This window comes from Mesorhizobium sp. 10J20-29 (assembly GCF_054130485.1).
Genome location: NZ_CP199156.1, coordinates 79,911 through 96,684 on the forward strand (window position 1 = coordinate 79,911; position 16,774 = coordinate 96,684).

Annotated in this window: 18 protein-coding genes and 1 pseudogene; 11 read left to right on the plus strand and 8 right to left on the minus strand. The window is 65.1% G+C overall.

Annotation, left to right across the window (positions count from 1 at the left end; translation table 11 throughout):
* Nucleotides 1-9 precede the first annotated feature (9 nt).
* The 4 genes from ACT2BZ_RS00355 to ACT2BZ_RS00370 all read right to left on the minus strand — a co-directional run bounded on the left by ACT2BZ_RS00355 (nt 10) and on the right by ACT2BZ_RS00370 (nt 4,336).
* Entirely contained in the window at nt 10-939 is a 930-nt protein-coding gene (locus ACT2BZ_RS00355; protein ID WP_457938458.1) for a diacylglycerol/lipid kinase family protein, read from the minus strand.
* A 531-nt stretch (nt 940-1,470) separates the two neighbouring features.
* Entirely contained in the window at nt 1,471-2,481 is a 1,011-nt protein-coding gene (locus ACT2BZ_RS00360; RefSeq protein ID WP_457938460.1) for a hypothetical protein, read from the minus strand.
* Nucleotides 2,482-2,504: 23 nt separating this feature from the next.
* Nucleotides 2,505-3,572 carry a CapA family protein gene (locus ACT2BZ_RS00365; protein ID WP_457938462.1) on the minus strand — a complete coding sequence of 356 codons (1,068 nt, stop codon included), beginning with the start codon at nt 3,570-3,572 and terminating at the stop codon, nt 2,505-2,507.
* Nucleotides 3,573-3,598: 26 nt separating this feature from the next.
* Complete coding sequence (locus ACT2BZ_RS00370; RefSeq protein WP_457938464.1) at nt 3,599-4,336, minus strand: class I SAM-dependent methyltransferase; 738 nt, start codon at nt 4,334-4,336, stop codon at nt 3,599-3,601.
* Nucleotides 4,337-4,517: 181 nt separating this feature from the next.
* On the opposite strand from ACT2BZ_RS00370, the gene uvrB reads away from it, so the two are divergent.
* The 7 genes and pseudogenes from uvrB to ACT2BZ_RS00405 all read left to right on the plus strand — a co-directional run bounded on the left by uvrB (nt 4,518) and on the right by ACT2BZ_RS00405 (nt 11,812).
* Nucleotides 4,518-7,439 carry an excinuclease ABC subunit UvrB gene (gene uvrB, locus ACT2BZ_RS00375; RefSeq protein ID WP_457938465.1) on the plus strand — a complete coding sequence of 974 codons (2,922 nt, stop codon included), beginning with the start codon at nt 4,518-4,520 and terminating at the stop codon, nt 7,437-7,439.
* A gap of 81 nt (nt 7,440-7,520) precedes the next feature.
* Complete coding sequence (locus tag ACT2BZ_RS00380; RefSeq protein WP_457938467.1) at nt 7,521-7,910, plus strand: nuclear transport factor 2 family protein; 390 nt, start codon at nt 7,521-7,523, stop codon at nt 7,908-7,910.
* Nucleotides 7,911-7,980: 70 nt separating this feature from the next.
* A pseudogene (locus ACT2BZ_RS00385) lies at nt 7,981-8,333 on the plus strand (DUF1428 domain-containing protein).
* Nucleotides 8,334-8,462: 129 nt separating this feature from the next.
* Nucleotides 8,463-9,281, plus strand: coding sequence for a chromate resistance protein ChrB domain-containing protein (locus tag ACT2BZ_RS00390; protein WP_457938468.1), 819 nt, complete (start codon nt 8,463-8,465; stop codon nt 9,279-9,281).
* The gene (chrA, locus tag ACT2BZ_RS00395; RefSeq protein ID WP_457938469.1) at nt 9,278-10,669 is read left to right on the plus strand and encodes a chromate efflux transporter; all 1,392 of its coding nucleotides are present in this window, start codon (nt 9,278-9,280) and stop codon (nt 10,667-10,669) included. The genes ACT2BZ_RS00390 and chrA overlap by 4 nt, the downstream gene beginning before the upstream one ends.
* 85 nt (nt 10,670-10,754) lie before the next feature.
* Nucleotides 10,755-11,387 carry a flavodoxin family protein gene (locus ACT2BZ_RS00400; RefSeq protein ID WP_457938470.1) on the plus strand — a complete coding sequence of 211 codons (633 nt, stop codon included), beginning with the start codon at nt 10,755-10,757 and terminating at the stop codon, nt 11,385-11,387.
* 179 nt (nt 11,388-11,566) lie between these two features.
* Nucleotides 11,567-11,812 (plus strand): hypothetical protein, encoded by a 246-nt coding sequence (locus ACT2BZ_RS00405; RefSeq protein WP_457938471.1) that lies wholly within the window; start codon nt 11,567-11,569, stop codon nt 11,810-11,812.
* 44 nt (nt 11,813-11,856) lie between these two features.
* On the opposite strand, the gene ACT2BZ_RS00410 is transcribed toward ACT2BZ_RS00405, so the two are convergent.
* On the minus strand, nt 11,857-12,246 hold the full coding sequence (locus tag ACT2BZ_RS00410; RefSeq protein WP_457938472.1) for a Kazal-type serine protease inhibitor domain-containing protein: 390 nt from the start codon (nt 12,244-12,246) through the stop codon (nt 11,857-11,859).
* Nucleotides 12,247-12,634: 388 nt separating this feature from the next.
* On the opposite strand from ACT2BZ_RS00410, the gene ACT2BZ_RS00415 reads away from it, so the two are divergent.
* The 4 genes from ACT2BZ_RS00415 (at nt 12,635) to ACT2BZ_RS00430 (ending at nt 14,600) form a co-directional block, all read left to right on the plus strand.
* Nucleotides 12,635-12,847 (plus strand): cold-shock protein, encoded by a 213-nt coding sequence (locus tag ACT2BZ_RS00415; RefSeq protein ID WP_457938473.1) that lies wholly within the window; start codon nt 12,635-12,637, stop codon nt 12,845-12,847.
* A gap of 179 nt (nt 12,848-13,026) precedes the next feature.
* Entirely contained in the window at nt 13,027-13,461 is a 435-nt protein-coding gene (locus tag ACT2BZ_RS00420) for a hypothetical protein (protein WP_457938475.1), read from the plus strand.
* 298 nt (nt 13,462-13,759) lie between these two features.
* Nucleotides 13,760-13,972: a cold-shock protein gene (locus tag ACT2BZ_RS00425; protein ID WP_457938476.1), complete on the plus strand. Its 213-nt coding sequence runs from the start codon at nt 13,760-13,762 to the stop codon at nt 13,970-13,972.
* Nucleotides 13,973-14,180: 208 nt separating this feature from the next.
* On the plus strand, nt 14,181-14,600 hold the full coding sequence (locus tag ACT2BZ_RS00430; RefSeq protein ID WP_457938477.1) for a BA14K family protein: 420 nt from the start codon (nt 14,181-14,183) through the stop codon (nt 14,598-14,600).
* A gap of 66 nt (nt 14,601-14,666) precedes the next feature.
* Here the strand turns inward: ACT2BZ_RS00430 and ACT2BZ_RS00435 are convergent, their stop codons facing one another.
* The 3 genes from ACT2BZ_RS00435 to ACT2BZ_RS00445 form a co-directional block, all read right to left on the minus strand.
* Nucleotides 14,667-15,308, minus strand: coding sequence for an MBL fold metallo-hydrolase (locus tag ACT2BZ_RS00435; protein ID WP_457938479.1), 642 nt, complete (start codon nt 15,306-15,308; stop codon nt 14,667-14,669).
* A 121-nt stretch (nt 15,309-15,429) separates the two neighbouring features.
* The gene (locus tag ACT2BZ_RS00440) at nt 15,430-15,723 is read right to left on the minus strand and encodes a hypothetical protein (RefSeq protein WP_457938481.1); all 294 of its coding nucleotides are present in this window, start codon (nt 15,721-15,723) and stop codon (nt 15,430-15,432) included.
* 141 nt (nt 15,724-15,864) lie between these two features.
* Nucleotides 15,865-16,758, minus strand: a complete 894-nt coding sequence (locus tag ACT2BZ_RS00445; protein WP_457938482.1) for a branched-chain amino acid aminotransferase — start codon at nt 16,756-16,758, stop codon at nt 15,865-15,867.
* Between the last annotated feature and the right edge of the window lie 16 nt (nt 16,759-16,774).

Genomic DNA, 16,774 nt, shown 5'->3' on the forward strand with positions numbered 1-16,774 from the left:
AGCGCCCGCTCAGCACCTGAGCGTCAGCGCGCGCGGCAGAATCTCGAAAATTGCCGGTATGCGGCCGGGCGACTCGCCGTCGATGTCGACCAGCGCGCGATTGGCGGCAAGATCGCCGAGCGGTTCGACCACGACCTTGCGTCCGCGCAGGATGGTGATCGCCTTGTGACCGCGGTGCCGACCGCCATAGAGCAGCCTCAGATCGAGGATCAGCCCGAACTTGCTTGCCGCGCGCAGGATGACGATGTCGAACAGTCCATCGTCGAGTTCGGCGTCCGGCGCGATCATCATGCCGCCGCCGAAATACCTGCCGTTCGCCACGGCGACCAGCGCGATGCGCGCCTCGACCGGCTCTCCATCGTCGACGGTGATGCGCACGTCCTGGAAGCGGTAGCGCATGAACTCGACCACGGTGCGCCACAGGAACAGCGTCTTGCCCGACATGCGGCCCTTGCGCTTGTCGGCGTTGACCGCGCGGTCGGTGGCGCCCGACATGCCGAGCCCGGCAATGTTGATGAAGTGGCGGCTGGCGAGCGCGCCGTGGTCGTCGACATAGGTGATGCGACCGGCGTCGATCCGGCGTCCGATTGTCGTGGCGAGGTGCCGGACCGCCACCCCGGGGTCGTCGCCGAGGCCGAGACCGCGGCAAAAGTCGACGCCGGTGCCACAGGGCAACAGCCCGAGTTCCGTCCTGTCGCCCCCCTCGCTCAGCAGCCCGTCCGCTGTCTCGCTCGCCGTACCGTCACCGCCGGCCGCAATCACCAGCGTCTTGCCCGACGCGGCGAAGTCGCGCGCCAGCAGCTCTGCATCGCCGGCGGCCTGCGTTTCGCGCATCTCGAAGTCGCCGAAATGCCGGCCGACCAGCGCCGCGATCTCCGGCCAGCGCCGCTTCAGACGGCCACCGCCCGCGACCGGATTCAGGATGATCCCCACCGTCATCGAATCCCCTCCCGCCGCGAAACTGTGTCAGTTTTCATGAGCCGGCAAGCGGAATGGTTTTTCTGCCCGTGCTCCCCGTTAATCCCGCTTTCCACAGGGGACCCGATCTTTCCCCTGCGGCATGACGGGCGTAACCTCACTTCATCTCAGGCCCGACGCGATAGCGGCGCCGCAAGGCGAAGCCAGCACGGAGGGAGCACCTGGGGCCCGTACCGGGCAGGAAGTCGGCGGGTTCGCCCGTCGGCCGCCGACCGGAGACCTACGGGACCGCGGGAAGCGTGCGAGCGCCTACGGCGGACCGATGCTGCCATGAAGACCGGGCAAGATCTTCGATGGCGCGTCAGCGGACCCTTCGGGAGAAGCAGGCGTGGTTCGGTGAATGCGAAACCTTCGGGATGCGCTGATCCGGATCGTCAACATCAAGGCCGGCACGGCGGCCTGTCCTCCGGGACGGATCATCCGCGCAAAGGCACTGATCTGACAGGGAGGCGCTGGGAGAGATCCCGGCGCCGACTGTCTTTTGTCGGCCGATCAGCCCGTGGGCGGCTCGGCCCCGGCCTCCGGTTCGGCCGGCTGCGGTGGCTGGTCAGGCACGTTGACCTTGCGCAACAGCGCGGCGGTCGCGAGCAGCGAACCGAGATTGGCGATCATCGGCGCAATGTGCCGGTCGTAGTCGAGCCTTCGCGAGATCGAAGGAAGCGCGAAGAAATCCTTGGCATGCGGCATCATCAGGAAGCCGGTTTCGCCGCGCAGTGCCACCCGCGCCGGTCGGTCCGGCCAGCCCTCGATCAGCCATTGCAGCGTCTGCGCAAGACGGCCCGTCACGAGCGGGCGCGCTGCCTTCGTATTGTCGGTGGTGAACTTGTAGCGCGCATCGATCGCAGCGACACCGCTCGTCAGTTCGCCGGCCTTGCCGCCCAGCATCTTGCGCACGAAACCGAACAGCGTGCCGCCGCGCGGGGTTGCGACGAGCAGGCCAGGAAACGGCACCTCCGCCCCGAAGGCGACCACGACCCCCTTGAAGACGTCGACGGAGTTCTTCTTGCCGCTGCGGGACAGCCTCACCTCGAACAGTTCGAAGCCGAAGTCGTTATAGGTGCCCGAGATCACGTCGCCGAAGTTCTGCGTGGTGAAACTCGCCGTCACCTCCTTTGGCAGCTGGTCGAAGGTGTAGGGCTTCTCGCCGTTCCGATAGCGGAGCTGATCGACGAAGACAAAGACCGCTGGCAAAACCTTCTGGCGGAAGGAATTCCTCAGCCGCCGCGCCGGCGCCACCGCCTGCCTGTAGGCGAAGAACAGCGCCGCCAGTGCGCCGACATAGAGGAAGATGTGGGGTGCCGAGAGCCATTGCTCGGAGGGATCGGCAAGCAGGTTGAAGGTCAGACCCACACCCGCAACGATCGCCAGCACGCCGCCCACGAACACCGGCACCCGCCACAGCACCGCGCGCTGCACCTGGCGCCGCTCGGCTTCGTAAGCCGCGATGTCCGCCTTGATCTGGGCGACTGCCTCCTCACCCGGCACGAAATCCTGAAAGTCCATTGCCACCCCCGTGTCGCGAATGGCTATAGCGTTTCCGGCAGCGCTTGTCCTCCCGCGGCGTCGCCAAAAATCGCCGCAAGCCGGCCGCGGACCCTTCCTGCCATGGCGCCGTCGATCGAGCCGACGGGCACCAGCCTCTCATTGTGGCGCTGCCGCAGGCGCAGGAACGGGACCATGTAGCTCGCCAGGATCCTGCCCGCGGTGCCCGCCTCCGCGCTGACGTCGGCCACGAACATGGCGCCGACGCGGCCCGGCCATGGCTGGCGCGACAGCGCGGTGCCGAGGAAATCGCCGAGCCCGTAGGCGACCGGCACGTCGCCGATCGTCTCGGTCGCCTGCACGACATGCGCGTGATGGCCGGCGACAAGCCCGACACCGCTCTCGACAAGCTGGCGCGCCAGCGCGCGTGTCTCGTTGCGCGGGAAATGCCTGAACTCCCAGCCCCAGTGCGGCACCGCGCAAACAAGGTCGAGACCCGACGCCGTTTGCTGCCAGCCGGCGATGTCGGCAAGCATCGACACGCGTCCCGCAAAATCGATCCCGCCCGCGTTGCGCCATGTGGTGAATGCCAGGAACCCGATGGTCAGCGGTCCGGCGCTCACACGCGCGATCGGCCCGTCGGCAGGCGTACCGATCGTCCGGATGCCGCGCGCGGCGAGTACGGCAAGCGTCTCCGCAAGTCCCGCGATACCCTGGTCGAGGGCATGGTTGTTGGCGAGTGAGAGCACCAGCCGATCCGCCAGCATGCCCGCTGCGGCGAGCGTCCCGTCGAGAAAGTCGGGTTGCATGGCGTGTCGCAGACCGAGCCCGGTCGAACGGGGAAAGCCGGCGCTTTCAACAACGGGGCTTTCGCAATTGGCAACCACAAGGTCGGCCGAGGCGATGGTTTCGCGCAGGGCCGGGTGGAACTCCGGCGGCGCGCGATTGGCGACGGACGACATGTCGCCGAGAAACACCAGCCGCACGCAGGCAGGCGGCCTGGGCGCAGCCGTCTCCCGCCACCCGGGAGCAAGGCCCGGACTGCCGGCAAGCGACGGTTTCAGCAGGCGCGGCAGCCAGGACAGCTTGTAGGAGGGCGGAAAGTTCGACACGGCGCGCCCTCCTCGGTGGTTGATTCTTAGCAGGTTTCTGCGCTGCTGGCGCGTGCGCGAGCACCGTCGAACGCAGGCGCGCCGGCGTCTGCCTGAGCAATGTCGAAGGCAAAGACCGTGCTGCGCGCCGCCTTCTTGTCCCCGGCGCCGCCAAAGTCTGGGACTGCGTAGTCGGCGACGGGAACCAGACGATCGAGGGGCAGGAAGGCGCGCCCCGGATCGCCGACCAGCACCGTGATCCCCGCCTCGCGGTAGCGCTCCAGATAGGGGACGACTCGGGCCGCCAGCCGCTTGCCGTAGAAAAGGTCGCCGACCGCGATCAGGTCCACGTCGGGCAGAGGCGGCCCGTCGAGCAGGTCGAAACCGGTCGCGAGGATGGAGACGCCATTCAGCGCCGCGTTCAGGCCCAGCGCGGCAATCGCATGGGGATCCGTGTCGCAGCCTGTCACCTTGGAAGCCCCGGCAAGCGCCGCTGCAATGCCGACGATGCCGGACCCCGCGCCGAGGTCGAGGACCCGCTTGCCGCGCACCGTTTCGGGCCGGTCGAGAAAATGCCTGGCAAGCACCGTTCCGCCGGCCCATTGATAAGCCCAGTAGGGCGGCGCACCGCCCCCCTGCTCCGCCAGCCGCCGCAGGCCGCTTCCCGGATGCGCCGAATGAAGCCGAATCTCCGGCACCATGGGCGCGCTCGCGACATGCATGTTGTCGCGGATGAAGCGCTCCGTCTCGGCAAGCGGCCGACGCTGCGATGCTTGGCTGCTCACCGTGAATTCCCCGGAAACGACTGGAGCGGACTGAACAGCAGTGGCGCGGCCTTATCAAGCCCGCCTCGCTCGGCATGATTGTCGGGGCTCCTGACACCCTCCTGTCAGCAGCGCCCTTGCGCGCTCCCTTGGCCGGCACTCGACCCTTTCCATTTCGCCGTTCCGATCCCATATTCCCGACATGGCAAAGTCCTCCAGAAAAGACAGCGGCTTCGAAGAGGCGCCGCAGGCAGAAATCACCGGCGCGCCCCTCACCGGCTCGATCTCCGACTGGGCCGAGCAGATCGCCGAGGAAGCTTCCAAGCCGCAACCAAAGACGAAGAAGATCCAGCAGCGCTCTTCCGCGCCGACCAAGACCGCGCGCGGCACCTCGATGGGCGGTGCGGCCACGGCAAAGGAACGCGCCGCGGCGGGCCTCAACCCGGTCGCCGGCATGGATATTTCGCTGGAGGATGCGGATTCGCTGTCGAATTCCGGCGTCACTGCGACCGTCGCCGCCCTGTCGGCCCTGATCGAGTCCGGCAACCCGCTGCACAAGAACGGCGAGATGTGGGTACCCCACCGCCCAGCCCGGCCTGAAAAGTCGGAAGGCGGCGTTGCGATCAAGATGGTCTCGGACTTCGAGCCTGCCGGCGATCAACCGGTCGCCATCAGGGACCTCGTCTCCGGCGTCAAGGAGAACGACCGTACCCAGGTGCTGCTCGGCGTCACAGGCTCGGGCAAAACCTTCACCATGGCCAAGGTGATCGAGGAAACACAGCGCCCTGCCCTGATCCTTGCGCCAAACAAGACGCTGGCAGCCCAGCTCTATTCCGAGTTCAAGAAATTCTTCCCCGACAATGCGGTGGAGTATTTCGTCTCCTACTACGACTATTACCAGCCGGAGGCCTACGTTCCGCGCACCGACACCTTCATCGAGAAGGAATCGTCGATCAACGAGCAGATCGACCGCATGCGCCATTCGGCGACGCGTTCCCTGCTCGAACGCGACGACGTCATCATCGTCGCCTCGGTCTCCTGCATCTACGGTATCGGCTCGGTCGAGACCTACACCGCCATGACCTTCCAGATGGAGGTCGGCGACCGGCTCGACCAGCGAGCCCTGCTCGCCGATCTGGTGGCGCAGCAGTACAAGCGCCAGGACATCAACTTCGTGCGCGGCTCGTTCCGCGTGCGTGGCGACACGATCGAAATTTTCCCGGCCCACCTTGAGGATTCGGCCTGGCGCATCTCGCTGTTCGGCGACGAAATCGAGAGCATTACCGAGTTCGACCCGCTGACTGGTAAAAAGACCGGTGACCTGAAGTCGGTCAAGATCTATGCCAACTCCCATTATGTGACGCCGCGCCCGACGCTCAACCAGGCGATCAAGTCGATCAAGGAGGAGTTGAAGGGCCGTCTTGTGGAACTCGAAAAGGCTGGCCGCCTGCTGGAGGCCCAGCGGCTCGAGCAGCGCACCCGCTTCGACATCGAGATGTTGGAAGCTACCGGCTCCTGCGCCGGCATCGAAAACTATTCGCGCTATCTCACCGGCCGTCGTCCCGGCGATCCACCGCCGACATTGTTCGAGTATATTCCCGACAACGCTCTGGTCTTCGTCGACGAGAGCCACGTCACCATCCCGCAGATCGGCGGCATGTACCGGGGCGACTTTCGCCGCAAGGCGACGCTGGCCGAATACGGTTTCCGCCTGCCCTCCTGTATGGACAACCGGCCGCTGCGCTTCGAGGAGTGGGACGCCATGCGGCCGCTTTCGGTCGCCGTTTCCGCTACTCCCGGCAACTGGGAAATGGAACAGGCCGGAGGCGTCTTCGCTGAGCAGGTCATCCGCCCGACCGGGCTGATCGACCCGCCGGTCGAGGTGCGTCCGGCCAAGAGCCAGGTCGACGACGTGGTCGGCGAAATCCGCGAGACGACCAAGAAGGGCTATCGCACGCTGTGCACGGTGCTCACGAAGCGCATGGCCGAGGACCTCACGGAGTACCTGCACGAGAATGGCGTTAGGGTGCGCTACATGCATTCCGACATCGAAACGCTGGAGCGCATAGAGATCCTGCGCGATCTGCGGCTCGGCGCCTTCGACGTGCTGGTCGGCATCAACCTGCTGCGCGAGGGCCTCGATATTCCGGAATGCGGCTTCGTCGCCATCCTCGACGCCGACAAGGAAGGCTTCCTGCGCTCCGAGACGTCGCTCATCCAGACGATCGGCCGCGCCGCCCGTAACGTCGATGGCAAGGTCATCCTCTACGCCGACCAGATCACCGGCTCCATGGAGCGCGCCATGGCCGAGACGCAGCGCCGCCGCGAGAAGCAGATGGCCTGGAACGAGGCCAACGGTATTACCCCCGAAAGCGTCAAGTCGCGCATCTCCGACATCCTGGAATCCGTCTACGAGAAGGACCACGTCCGACCCGAGATCTCCGACTTCGCCGCCGACGGTGCCATGGTCGGCAACAATCTGAAGACGCATCTGGAAGCGCTTCAGAAGCAGATGCGCGATGCCGCCGCCGATCTCGACTTCGAAAAGGCGGCGCGGCTGCGCGACGAGATCAAGCGCCTGCGCGAGATGGAGCTTTCCATCTCCGACGACCCGCTCGCGCGCTACGCCGAGTCCGAGAGCCCCGTATCGGGCCGCGAAAAGGGCAAGCACAACAAGGGCCGCGCCATTCACCGCGCCGTCGACGAGAATGCGCCGACCAGGCAGGAAGCCCGCACGGCCCAACGCGCCGCCGCTGGAAAGACCCTGTTCGCCAAGCCATCCCTCGACGACATGGGTCCGGGCACCGACGCGACAAAGCCCGCCGGCGCCGTGTCGCGTTCGCTGTTCAAGAAGCAGTCGCACGACGAGGCGCACGGTGCCGACTATGGGCTGCCCGACGATGCGCCAAAACTGTTCCGGAAGAATTCGCTCGACGAAATGACGGTCCGCCGTACCGAAAAGCCTGTCGAGGGGGCCGTTCCACCCAAGCCCGCGCCCGCACCGGCCAAGGATGACCCCGGACCCATCAGGCGCGAACGCAGCGGCATCGGGTCCTATGAGGAACCGCGCGACACAGGACGCCAGAAGCGCCGAACGGGCAAGACAGGCAGGCCCGGCAGGTAGACTTTGCCAAGGGCTTGAGCCTGCCGCGCTTCCGTCCGAGGCAAAAACATGCATCCTTGCCCGGTCAACCCGGAGGGGATCATGCAGCCCAGAGAACTGATTGATCAAATCTACGCCGATTATGCGCGTGGCGACATCGATGCTGTGCTCGACAAATGCGATCACCGCATCAGCTTCTTCATGGTCGCCGACCCGAAATTCTCGAAGTATGCCGGCGCCGCCGTCGACAAGCATGGCTTTCGCGAGCGCGCCGCAGCGCTGCACGAGGACTTCGAGTGTCTCGCCGTGGAGCGCATCGATACGATCGCCGAGGGCAACCGCGTCGTCGTGCGCAACGAGATGCACATGCGGCGTCGAACTTCCGGCATCGAGTTCCGGATGGAAGTAGCCGACTTCTGGACCGTGCGCGACGGCAAGGCCATCGAACTGGTCGAGTTCTACGATACGGCGCTGGCCGCGCAGATTCTTTGACTATCTGAGGCGGCCATGTCGGCATGGTCGGGTCCGTTTCGTCCTTGAGAAAGGAACCGAAAGGACGATCATGACCTATGTTGATGGATTCTGCTCGCCGTGCCCAGGGCGAAACTCGACAGCTACCGAAAATTGGCGGAGCTCGGCGGCTCCGTCTGGATGGAGCATGGCGCACTGTCCTATGTCGAGTGTACGGGCGACGATGTACCCTACGGGGAACTCACATCGTTTCCACGCGCCGTCCATGCCAGGGAAGATGAAATCGTGATCTTCGCCTGGATCACCTACAAGTCGCGCGCCAGCCGCGACGAGGTCGTCGCCAGGGTCATGGCCGACGAGCGCTTGCACTTCGACATGGCCACCGCCCCATTCGACGGCAAGCGCATGATCTTCGGCGGCTTCGAGGCCATCGTCGAACTGTGAGGGGGCGCGCCGCCGCTTGACAGCGGCGCCGTTCGGCGCAATTGAAAATCCTCATGGGGACCGCGATCTCCCCACGAGGCTCCGGCCCAAGTATCGCGTCCAGCAACCCGGTAAACGGAAGGACGCGTCATGCCGTCTACAACGACGATTTCCATCGACAAGCTTGCCCGCCTGGTCGGCACGCCGAACTGCCCTGCCCTGATCGACGTGCGCACCGACGAGGACTTTGCCGCCGACCCTCGCCTCATTCCAGGCGCCCTGCGGCGCGCCCATTCTTCGGTCGAGGCATGGGGCAGCGCGCTGTCCGGCCGCTCCGCGATCGTCATCTGCCAGCGCGGCAAGAAGCTCAGCGAGGGCGTGGCAGCATGGTTGCGCCAGCTCGGCGCGACGGCTGAGACGCTCGAAGGCGGGCATGAAGCCTGGACCGCCGCGGACCTCCCGGCCGTGACTACCGAGCGTCTCCCGGCGCCGAACGCCGCGGGCCGCACGGTCTGGGTCACGCGTGCACGCCCAAAAATCGACCGCATCGCCTGCCCCTGGCTGATCCGGCGCTTCGTCGATCCCGGCGCGATCTTCCTGTTCGTGGCTCCGCAAGAAGTCGAGGCGGTTGGCGACCGCTTCGGCGCGACCCCCTTCGATATCGAAAACGTGTTCTGGAGCCACCGCGGCGGACTGTGCACCTTCGACGTCATGGTCGCGGAATTCGGCCTGGCGGCCGAACCGCTGCAGCGCCTCGCGGCAATCGTTCGCGCTGCCGACACGGGACGATCCGAGCTCGTCCCCGAGGCGGCCGGCCTGCTCGCCGTGTCGCTCGGCCTGTCGCGCCTCTACGCCGACGACCTCGCCCAGCTCGAGGCAGGCATGACCCTTTACGACGCCCTCTACCGCTGGTGCCGCGACGCGACGGGTGAAACCCATAACTGGCCGAACGCGAAAGTCGCGCAATGACCGCCTCGCTCGAAACGCCGGTGCGCGTCGCGGCGCCGCACGCCATTCCCTTCGCCGACGCCGTCAGGGTCTGGTTGCGCATCGCCGCCTTGAGCTTCGGCGGCCCGGCAGGACAGATAGCCGTCATGCATCGCATCCTGGTGGAGGAGAAGCGCTGGATCGGCGAGAACCGTTTCCTGCACGCGCTCAACTACTGCATGCTGCTGCCCGGGCCGGAGGCACAGCAGCTTGCCGTCTATATCGGCTGGCTGCTGCACCGCACGAAGGGCGGGCTGGTTGCCGGTTCGCTGTTCATCCTGCCAGGCTTCGTCTCGATACTGGCGCTGAGCTACGTCTATGCCGCCTTCGGCGATGTCGGGTTGGTCGCCGGCCTGTTCTTCGGCCTCAAGGCCGCCGTGCTTGCCATCGTGCTGCATGCCGTGCGGCGGATCGGCACGCGCGCCATGCAGAACTGGGCGATGGTGTCGATTGCCGCCGCCGCCTTTGTCGCCATCTTCTGTTTCCGCGTTCCCTTTCCGGCCATCATCCTGGGGGCAGCGCTGGTTGGCTATGCCGGAGGCCGGGCCGGCTCTCCGCTCTTCCGGCTCGGCGGCGGCCATTCGGCGGGCAAGCAGAATGCCTTTTCTGATGCCGGATCCGCCCTCGGCGAGGCCATTCCAGACCATGCCCGCCCGAACCTCGCCTGGTCGCTGCGCATTTCGGCAGTCTGCCTGGCGCTCTGGCTCGGCCCGGTGGCACTGCTATTTGCCCTGCTGGGCCCCGACGACGTGTTCAGCCAGATCGCAGCCTTCTTCAGCCAGATGGCCGTCGTCACCTTCGGCGGCGCTTATGCCGTACTTGCCTGGGTCGCCCAGGCTGCCGTGCAGCATTATGGATGGCTGAGGCCCGGCGAGATGCTGGACGGGCTTGGCATGGCGGAGACCACGCCCGGCCCGTTGATCATGGTCGTCCAGTTCGTCGGCTTCATGGCCGCATTTCGCCAGCCGGGCTCGCTCGATCCGATGCTGGCCGCAACGCTCGGCGCCCTGCTCACGACCTGGGTTACCTTCGTGCCGTGCTTCCTGTGGATCTTTCTCGGCGCTCCCTTCATCGAAAGGTTGCGCAACGATCCGGCGCTCACCGGCGCGATGTCGGCAATCACTGCGGCTGTCGTAGGCGTAATCCTGAACCTCGCCATCTGGTTCGCGCTGCACGTCCTGTTTCGCCAGCTCGACCAGTGGAGAGGCTACGGTGTGACGCTGGATGTTCCGGTCTGGTCGACGCTCGACCTGCCGGCGCTCGTGCTGACGCTCGGGTCCATCGTCGCGATCTTCCGGCTCGGCGCCCCGATGCCGGCCGTGCTGGCGGTGTCGGCGCTGGCCGGCGCTGCGTGGCAGACGTTTGGCTGACAGGAGCAATCGACGGGCAGCCGAGAACGGCAACTCATCGGGCATCGGGGCGTTGCCTTTCCTCAAAACAGGAAAGGAGCCCGAAATGGCTGCAGACAAGCCGCTCACCGCATACGCCCTCAATTGCTCTCTCAAGCCCTCGTCGGCCGACGAGAGGTCGTCAACCGACAGGATGCTGTCGGAGATCCTGTCGGCACTGGGAAAACATGGCGTGACGTCTGAAGCGCCCGTCCGGGTGCTCGACCACGACGTGAAGCCGGGCGTGCTGTCTGACATGGGCGACGGCGACGAGTGGCCGGCACTGCGCGAGCGGATCATCGCCGCCGACATCTTCGTGCTTGGCCTGCCAATCTGGATGGGCCAGCCCTCGAGCGTCGCCAAGCGGGTGCTTGAGCGGCTCGATGCATTTCTTGGCGAAACGGACGACCGTGGGCGGATGCCTGCCGCCGGCAAGGTCGCCCTCGTTGCCATCGTCGGCAACGAGGACGGCGCGCATGCATGCCATGCCGCCTGCTTCCAGTCCCTCAACGACGTCGGCTTCACCATCCCGTCCAATGCCGGCCTCTATTGGGTCGGCGAGGCAATGGGCAGCGTGAATTTCGTCGACCTTCCCGAAACGCCTGAGAAGGTTGCCGGCATGATCGAAATGGCGGCCTCGAACGCCGCGCACCTGGCGACCTTGCTGAAGGGGGAACCCTATCCGGGGGTCAAGCAGTAGCTTCAGCTTTGCAGGTAGCGTGCAGGGCAGGCCGGAGCTGAGAATTCCGCACTCCGCGGCAACCGAACGTTAACCAGCCTGAAGGGTGATGGGGGACGCGCTGCTCCCGTTGCGTCACTTCTGCGGTATTATCGGATAAGAAACCATAACATTCGCAGCAACGCCAAACAGGAGCAGCCATGCACTTCCGCTCTATCGCTCTCGCGTTTCTACTATCGGCATTTGCCGGCGTTGTTGTGGCGGCCACCGCCATGCCGCCCTCGGCCATGCTCGACAAGAGCAGATCGCTGGAGGCCGGATATCGTAAGCCTGTCGACTGCCACCGCAGCGTACGGACGCACCGCATCTTCGGCCGAATGGTCCGTCACCGCCACGTCGGCGACGACTGCGCGGTGCGCGAGGTCAAGAAGCTCAACAGCTTCTGAATACAGACACAGCCTCCGCGCGCGAACGCAGAGGCCAGGCCTTGTCAGCAGGGGCCTCGGTCGACAACCCGCCACCCGGCGACGTCCGCTTCGCAGGCATTCGGGAAGGTCCGGAAGGCGCCGCGCTTGCGGGCACACACTGGCCGGTATTCGCGGGTGCAGAAGCGCGGCTCTTCTCCGCCTCCGCCGCACTCGCCCCGTCGCACCACATTGTAGCCCGAACGGTCAGCCAGGCAGGCATTGGCAAATGTCTTGCGTTCCCCGCCGCGCCGCGCACAGACCGGATCATATTCGCGCGTACAGTAATTCGGGCCCGGTCCGGGTCCGGGGATCGGCCCCGGTTCGTCGACCACGACGGTGCAGGCGGAGATCGCGACCAGGCAGGCCAGTGCAACGGCCGCGCCGCGCAGGAAGAACGGGATCGAAAGGTTCATTTGACACTCCTCCTAGGGACATTTCCGGGCGCGTCTGCCGTAAGGTAAGGCGCAAGCATGCCGTCGCGTGACCCTCAATCTCCCCATTTAGCCCAGCAAATGCAAGACTTGGAGCCCCCGATGCACGTTTCCCGGGCCTTGCAGGCGGGCCCGTACGCTGCAGCGACTTGTCAGAATTGTGTTTCCGTGCGATAAAATCCGTGTTCGGGCATTTGCTGACCCGGAGATCTGGAACGTTTTGATCGACCCTTTCCCCGATGCCGTGAATCTCTGACAGCCCTGCCATGGCGGGGGGCAATATCATGCCGCCAGAAACCACCGGACCTTCACGCCGCAGCGAAACGGCGAAAAGGACACCAGACTCGCAACGGGTGAAGGAGTTCTCCCAATGGCCCAGACCGGCACTGTAAAGTTTTTCAACGCGACAAAAGGCTTCGGCTTCATCACGCCTGATGGCGGCGACAAGGACGTCTTCGTCCACATCTCGGCGATCGAGGCATCGGGCCTGCGTACGCTGGTCGACGGCCAGAAGGTCACCTTCGACGTCGAGCCCGACCGCATGGGCAAGGGACCGAAAGCGGTCAACCTGCGCGCCGAATAGTCGCTATTCTCCGCTCCCGGGAGCGGCACATCCACAGTCGAAGAAAAGGCATGGCCGCCCTGTCCGCCATGCCTTTTCTCATGCTCTATCCACAGCGAACCTGACGTTAGGTAATTTGGATGGGAAAGCCGTTTCTTTCGTGCCATGTATTCCTTGAAAAGGAAGGGCGGGAGAATCGGATGAAAGCGATCAGTATCTTGGGGGCCGCAATGCTTGCATTGGGCCTGACCACAAGCGGTCAGGCGGGGTCGATGCAGGTAGGGCCCATGCCGGCGGCCGGAGGCAACAGTCTCGTCATCAAGGTGGCCGAGGATTGCCATCGCGACGCGAGGCGCCATTTCCTGCCGGAGTACGGCCGGAGAATCTGGCATCGCCACCGCGGTTCCCGATGCCGGGTGGTGCGGGTGGAACGGCCGGATGAGGACGATTTCGACGGTGGACGCCGCGACTGCCATCGCGACGTGCGCAGCCACTACCTGCCGGAATATGGCGGCCGTGTCACCCACAAGCATGTCGGCGGCAGTTGCCGTGTCAGAGTATATCGCCAGTATGACGGCGGTGGTTCGGGACGCAACTGCATCCAGATCGGCGTCGTTCGGCTCTGCGAAGAATAACGACACATTAGAAGCTGGCCGAAAGGCTGTCTCCCCGCCCGTAGCACTGGCTTCGCGGGTGGGGAAAGTTTCCACTTGCCCGAAACTGCAAAATGAAGGAAAAATTTCGACTTCGGGCATTTGCCGGCCCGGAGGCAGATTGGTTGCGCCTGGGCAAGCAAGGGGGTTTGGGCGTACCGCGCACAGAGGACATCACAAAAGTCCCGGCGGCCTACCAGCCCGTCTCCCCCAGTGAACGGCCGAGCCAGCGCGGATGGTATCCGGCTGGTAATGAAGCAGTGGGATAGAGGAGTTTCCCATGCCGCAGACCGGCACTGTCAAGTTTTTCAACCACGCAAAGGGCTTCGGCTTCATCACGCCGGAGGACGGGGAAAAGGATGTCTTCGTTCACATTTCCGCCGTGCAGGCTTCAGGCCTTACGGGCTTGGAAGATGGGCAGAAAGTGACATTCGAGACCGAGCCGGACAAGCGCGGCAAGGGTCCCAAAGCAGTCAATCTTTCGGTCGCCTGAACCGATCGATATGCGGCTGCCGGAGCCGAAGGCTTCGGGATTGAGGGGTGGGATTCCCGCGGCATGAGCTGCGGGGCTATTCCCGATTACGTCCTCAGTTTCACTTTCCGTCGCGGCCGGCATTCGTTCAGCCGGCGTTCAGGTGCGCGCACCTAGATTTGTCTCCATGCACCGGCCTTCATCTTCCCCCCGGCGCCAAGGAGACACCATGAACCGCATCCTCAAGACCGCCGTCCTCTCGGTAGCCGTGGCAGCCACCACGCTCGCCACCCTCCCCGCCGCCAATGCCGGCGACCGCAACTGGCGCCGCCATCACGGCCACCACGATTCGCGCGGCAACGATCTCGCCGTAGCCGGCATTCTCGGCCTGGCCGCCGGCGCACTGGTCGTCGGACTGGCCAACCAGTCGCAGCCGGCCTACCGCGAGCCGGCTTATGCGCCGCGCCCGCGCCCCGACCGGGGTTACCCCGTTGCCTATGACGAGCCGCGCTATCACTATCGCGCCACGATCGAGCCCTGGACGGCCGACTGGTACGACTATTGCTCGGATCGCTACCGCAGCTTCAAGCCCCGTAGCGGTACCTATACCGGTTACGACGGCCAGCAGCACTTCTGCGTCGCCAACTGACGCAACCCGCAGCTAGACTTGGCGGCGCCTCCGGAAGGACAGGCGCCGCTTTTCGTCGTGGCCTGGTCAGGTCAGGAACGGATTGCTGCGACGCTCCTCGCCGAGGCGGCCGCCCGGGCCGTGACCGCAGATGAAGCCCACATCGTCGCCGAGCGGCAGCAGCTTTTCCTTGATTGACCGGATCAGCGCGGCGTGGTCGCCGCCCGGCAGATCGGTGCGCCCGATCGAGCCGTGGAAGAGCACGTCGCCGACATGCGCGAAATTGGCCTCCCGGTCGAAGAAGACGACATGGCCCGGCGCGTGGCCTGGGCAATGCAGCACCTCGAAACTGTGCGTGCCGAAGGACACGGTCTCGCCCTCGGTCAGGAAACGATCCGGGGTGCAGTTGCGGACCGCGCCCGAGACGCCGAATTGCCTGGCCTGCACCTCCAGTCCGTCGAGCAGGAACCGGTCTGCCTCGTGCGGACCGACGATATCGACGCCGAGCGCCTCCTTGAGCTCCATGGCCCCGCCGGCGTGATCGATATGGCCGTGCGTGAGCCAGATCGCCGTGACGGTGATCCCGTTGTCCTTGAGCACGCTCAGGATCTGGTCCACGTCCCCGCCGGGATCGACAACGACGCCTTGCTTGTCGTCTGCATCGAACAGGATCGTGCAGTTCTGCTGGAAGGGTGTGACCGGCACGATGCCGGCATTGAGCTGCCCCATTCTATTCCTTTCATGACGACCGCGCCCGCGGCTGGCCGCTTCCGTTTCGATAGCGTGTCGCCCAACGCAAAACGGGCGACCGCAGGGTCGCCCGTCACTATAGGGATCAATGCGGCCCGGTCTATTTCTTCATCGCGCCCATGACGGCTCCGACGATGCCCGTCAGGATCGCTCCGCCGCCCGCACCGCCGACCACGGAACCGAGCAGGTCGCCCATGCCGCCGGCCATTGCCGGATCGCCGCCGCCGAGCACGCTGCCCAGAATGGCTCCGCCAGCCACGCCGCCTACGGCACCGCTGAGGATCTTGGGCAGTTGCGTCATTGCCGCCTGCTTCAGTGCAGCCCCGACGGCCTGGCCGCCGATGATGCCCGTTACGACCTGGACGATGATCGGGAGTAGCGCGTTCATATCCATGTGTTGGTTCCCTCCAAAAGCCGATCTCAGGGGAATCGGCCCGTCCATCAGACGCCGTGGCGGGGGAAAGTCAAACGTGCGGGCGCAAAAGAATGCCGGCGACCCGAGGGCCACCGGCGGGATTTTGAAGCTTAACTCGGCCTACTCGGCCGCGATGGCATGCTTTGGCTGAACTGCGGCAGCATAATCGTTCATCAGCGTCTTGGCGATTTCGCCGACTTCGAAACGGTATGGACCGATTTCAGAGACAGGCGTCACTTCGGCTGCCGTACCGGTCAGGAAGCACTGCTCGAAACCCTCGAGTTCCTCGGGCATGATGGGCCGCTCGATGATTTCCAGCCCGCGCTCCTTGGCAAGTCCGATGACGGTGCGGCGCGTGATGCCGTCGAGGAAGCAATCGGGTGTCGGCGTGTGAATCTTGCCGTCCTTCACGAAGAAGATGTTGGCCCCGGTCGCCTCGGCCACCTGGCCGCGCCAGTCGAGCATCATGGCGTCGGCATAGCCCTTCGCCTCGGCCGCATGTTTCGACAGCGTGCAGATCATGTAGAGGCCCGCGGCCTTGGACTTCGAGGGCGCGGTGCGCGGGTCCGGACGCCGCCATTCGGCGAGGTCGAGGCGGATGCCCTTGAGTTTCTGGGCCGGATCGAAATAGCTTGGCCACTGCCAGATCGCGATGGCGCAGTTGATACGGTTGTTCTGGGCCGAAACGCCCATCTGCTCGCTGCCCCGCCAGGCGATCGGCCGGACATAGGCGTCCTTGAAGCCCTGCTTCTGCAGCAGCGTGCTGCAGGCGTCGTCGATTTCCTCGACGCTGTAGGGAATCTTGAAGCCAAGGAGTCGCGCCGATTCATGCAGCCTCTGCGTGTGCTCGGTCAGCTTGAAGATCTCACCGCCATAGGCGCGCTCGCCCTCGAACACGGCGCTGGCGTAGTGCAGGCCGTGCGTCAGCACGTGCACCTTGGCGTCGGCCCAGTTGACGAACTGGCCGTTCATCCAGATGAATCCTTCAAGCTGGTCGAATGGAACGGATGCCATGAAGTACCTCCCGCGG

What these genes read in the sequence shown, in the direction of transcription:
- ACT2BZ_RS00355 (WP_457938458.1), bottom strand. Translation starts at nt 939, where the DNA reads ATGACGGTGGGGATCATCCTGAATCCGGTCGCGGGCGGTGGCCGTCTG.
- ACT2BZ_RS00360 (WP_457938460.1), bottom strand. Translation starts at nt 2,481, where the DNA reads ATGGACTTTCAGGATTTCGTGCCGGGTGAGGAGGCAGTCGCCCAGATC.
- uvrB (WP_457938465.1), top strand. Translation starts at nt 4,518, where the DNA reads ATGGCAAAGTCCTCCAGAAAAGACAGCGGCTTCGAAGAGGCGCCGCAG.
- ACT2BZ_RS00380 (WP_457938467.1), top strand. Translation starts at nt 7,521, where the DNA reads ATGCAGCCCAGAGAACTGATTGATCAAATCTACGCCGATTATGCGCGT.
- ACT2BZ_RS00390 (WP_457938468.1), top strand. Translation starts at nt 8,463, where the DNA reads ATGCCGTCTACAACGACGATTTCCATCGACAAGCTTGCCCGCCTGGTC.
- chrA (WP_457938469.1), top strand. Translation starts at nt 9,278, where the DNA reads ATGACCGCCTCGCTCGAAACGCCGGTGCGCGTCGCGGCGCCGCACGCC.
- ACT2BZ_RS00400 (WP_457938470.1), top strand. Translation starts at nt 10,755, where the DNA reads ATGGCTGCAGACAAGCCGCTCACCGCATACGCCCTCAATTGCTCTCTC.
- ACT2BZ_RS00405 (WP_457938471.1), top strand. Translation starts at nt 11,567, where the DNA reads ATGCACTTCCGCTCTATCGCTCTCGCGTTTCTACTATCGGCATTTGCC.
- ACT2BZ_RS00410 (WP_457938472.1), bottom strand. Translation starts at nt 12,246, where the DNA reads ATGAACCTTTCGATCCCGTTCTTCCTGCGCGGCGCGGCCGTTGCACTG.
- ACT2BZ_RS00415 (WP_457938473.1), top strand. Translation starts at nt 12,635, where the DNA reads ATGGCCCAGACCGGCACTGTAAAGTTTTTCAACGCGACAAAAGGCTTC.
- ACT2BZ_RS00420 (WP_457938475.1), top strand. Translation starts at nt 13,027, where the DNA reads ATGAAAGCGATCAGTATCTTGGGGGCCGCAATGCTTGCATTGGGCCTG.
- ACT2BZ_RS00425 (WP_457938476.1), top strand. Translation starts at nt 13,760, where the DNA reads ATGCCGCAGACCGGCACTGTCAAGTTTTTCAACCACGCAAAGGGCTTC.
- ACT2BZ_RS00430 (WP_457938477.1), top strand. Translation starts at nt 14,181, where the DNA reads ATGAACCGCATCCTCAAGACCGCCGTCCTCTCGGTAGCCGTGGCAGCC.
- ACT2BZ_RS00435 (WP_457938479.1), bottom strand. Translation starts at nt 15,308, where the DNA reads ATGGGGCAGCTCAATGCCGGCATCGTGCCGGTCACACCCTTCCAGCAG.
- ACT2BZ_RS00440 (WP_457938481.1), bottom strand. Translation starts at nt 15,723, where the DNA reads ATGGATATGAACGCGCTACTCCCGATCATCGTCCAGGTCGTAACGGGC.
- ACT2BZ_RS00445 (WP_457938482.1), bottom strand. Translation starts at nt 16,758, where the DNA reads ATGGCATCCGTTCCATTCGACCAGCTTGAAGGATTCATCTGGATGAAC.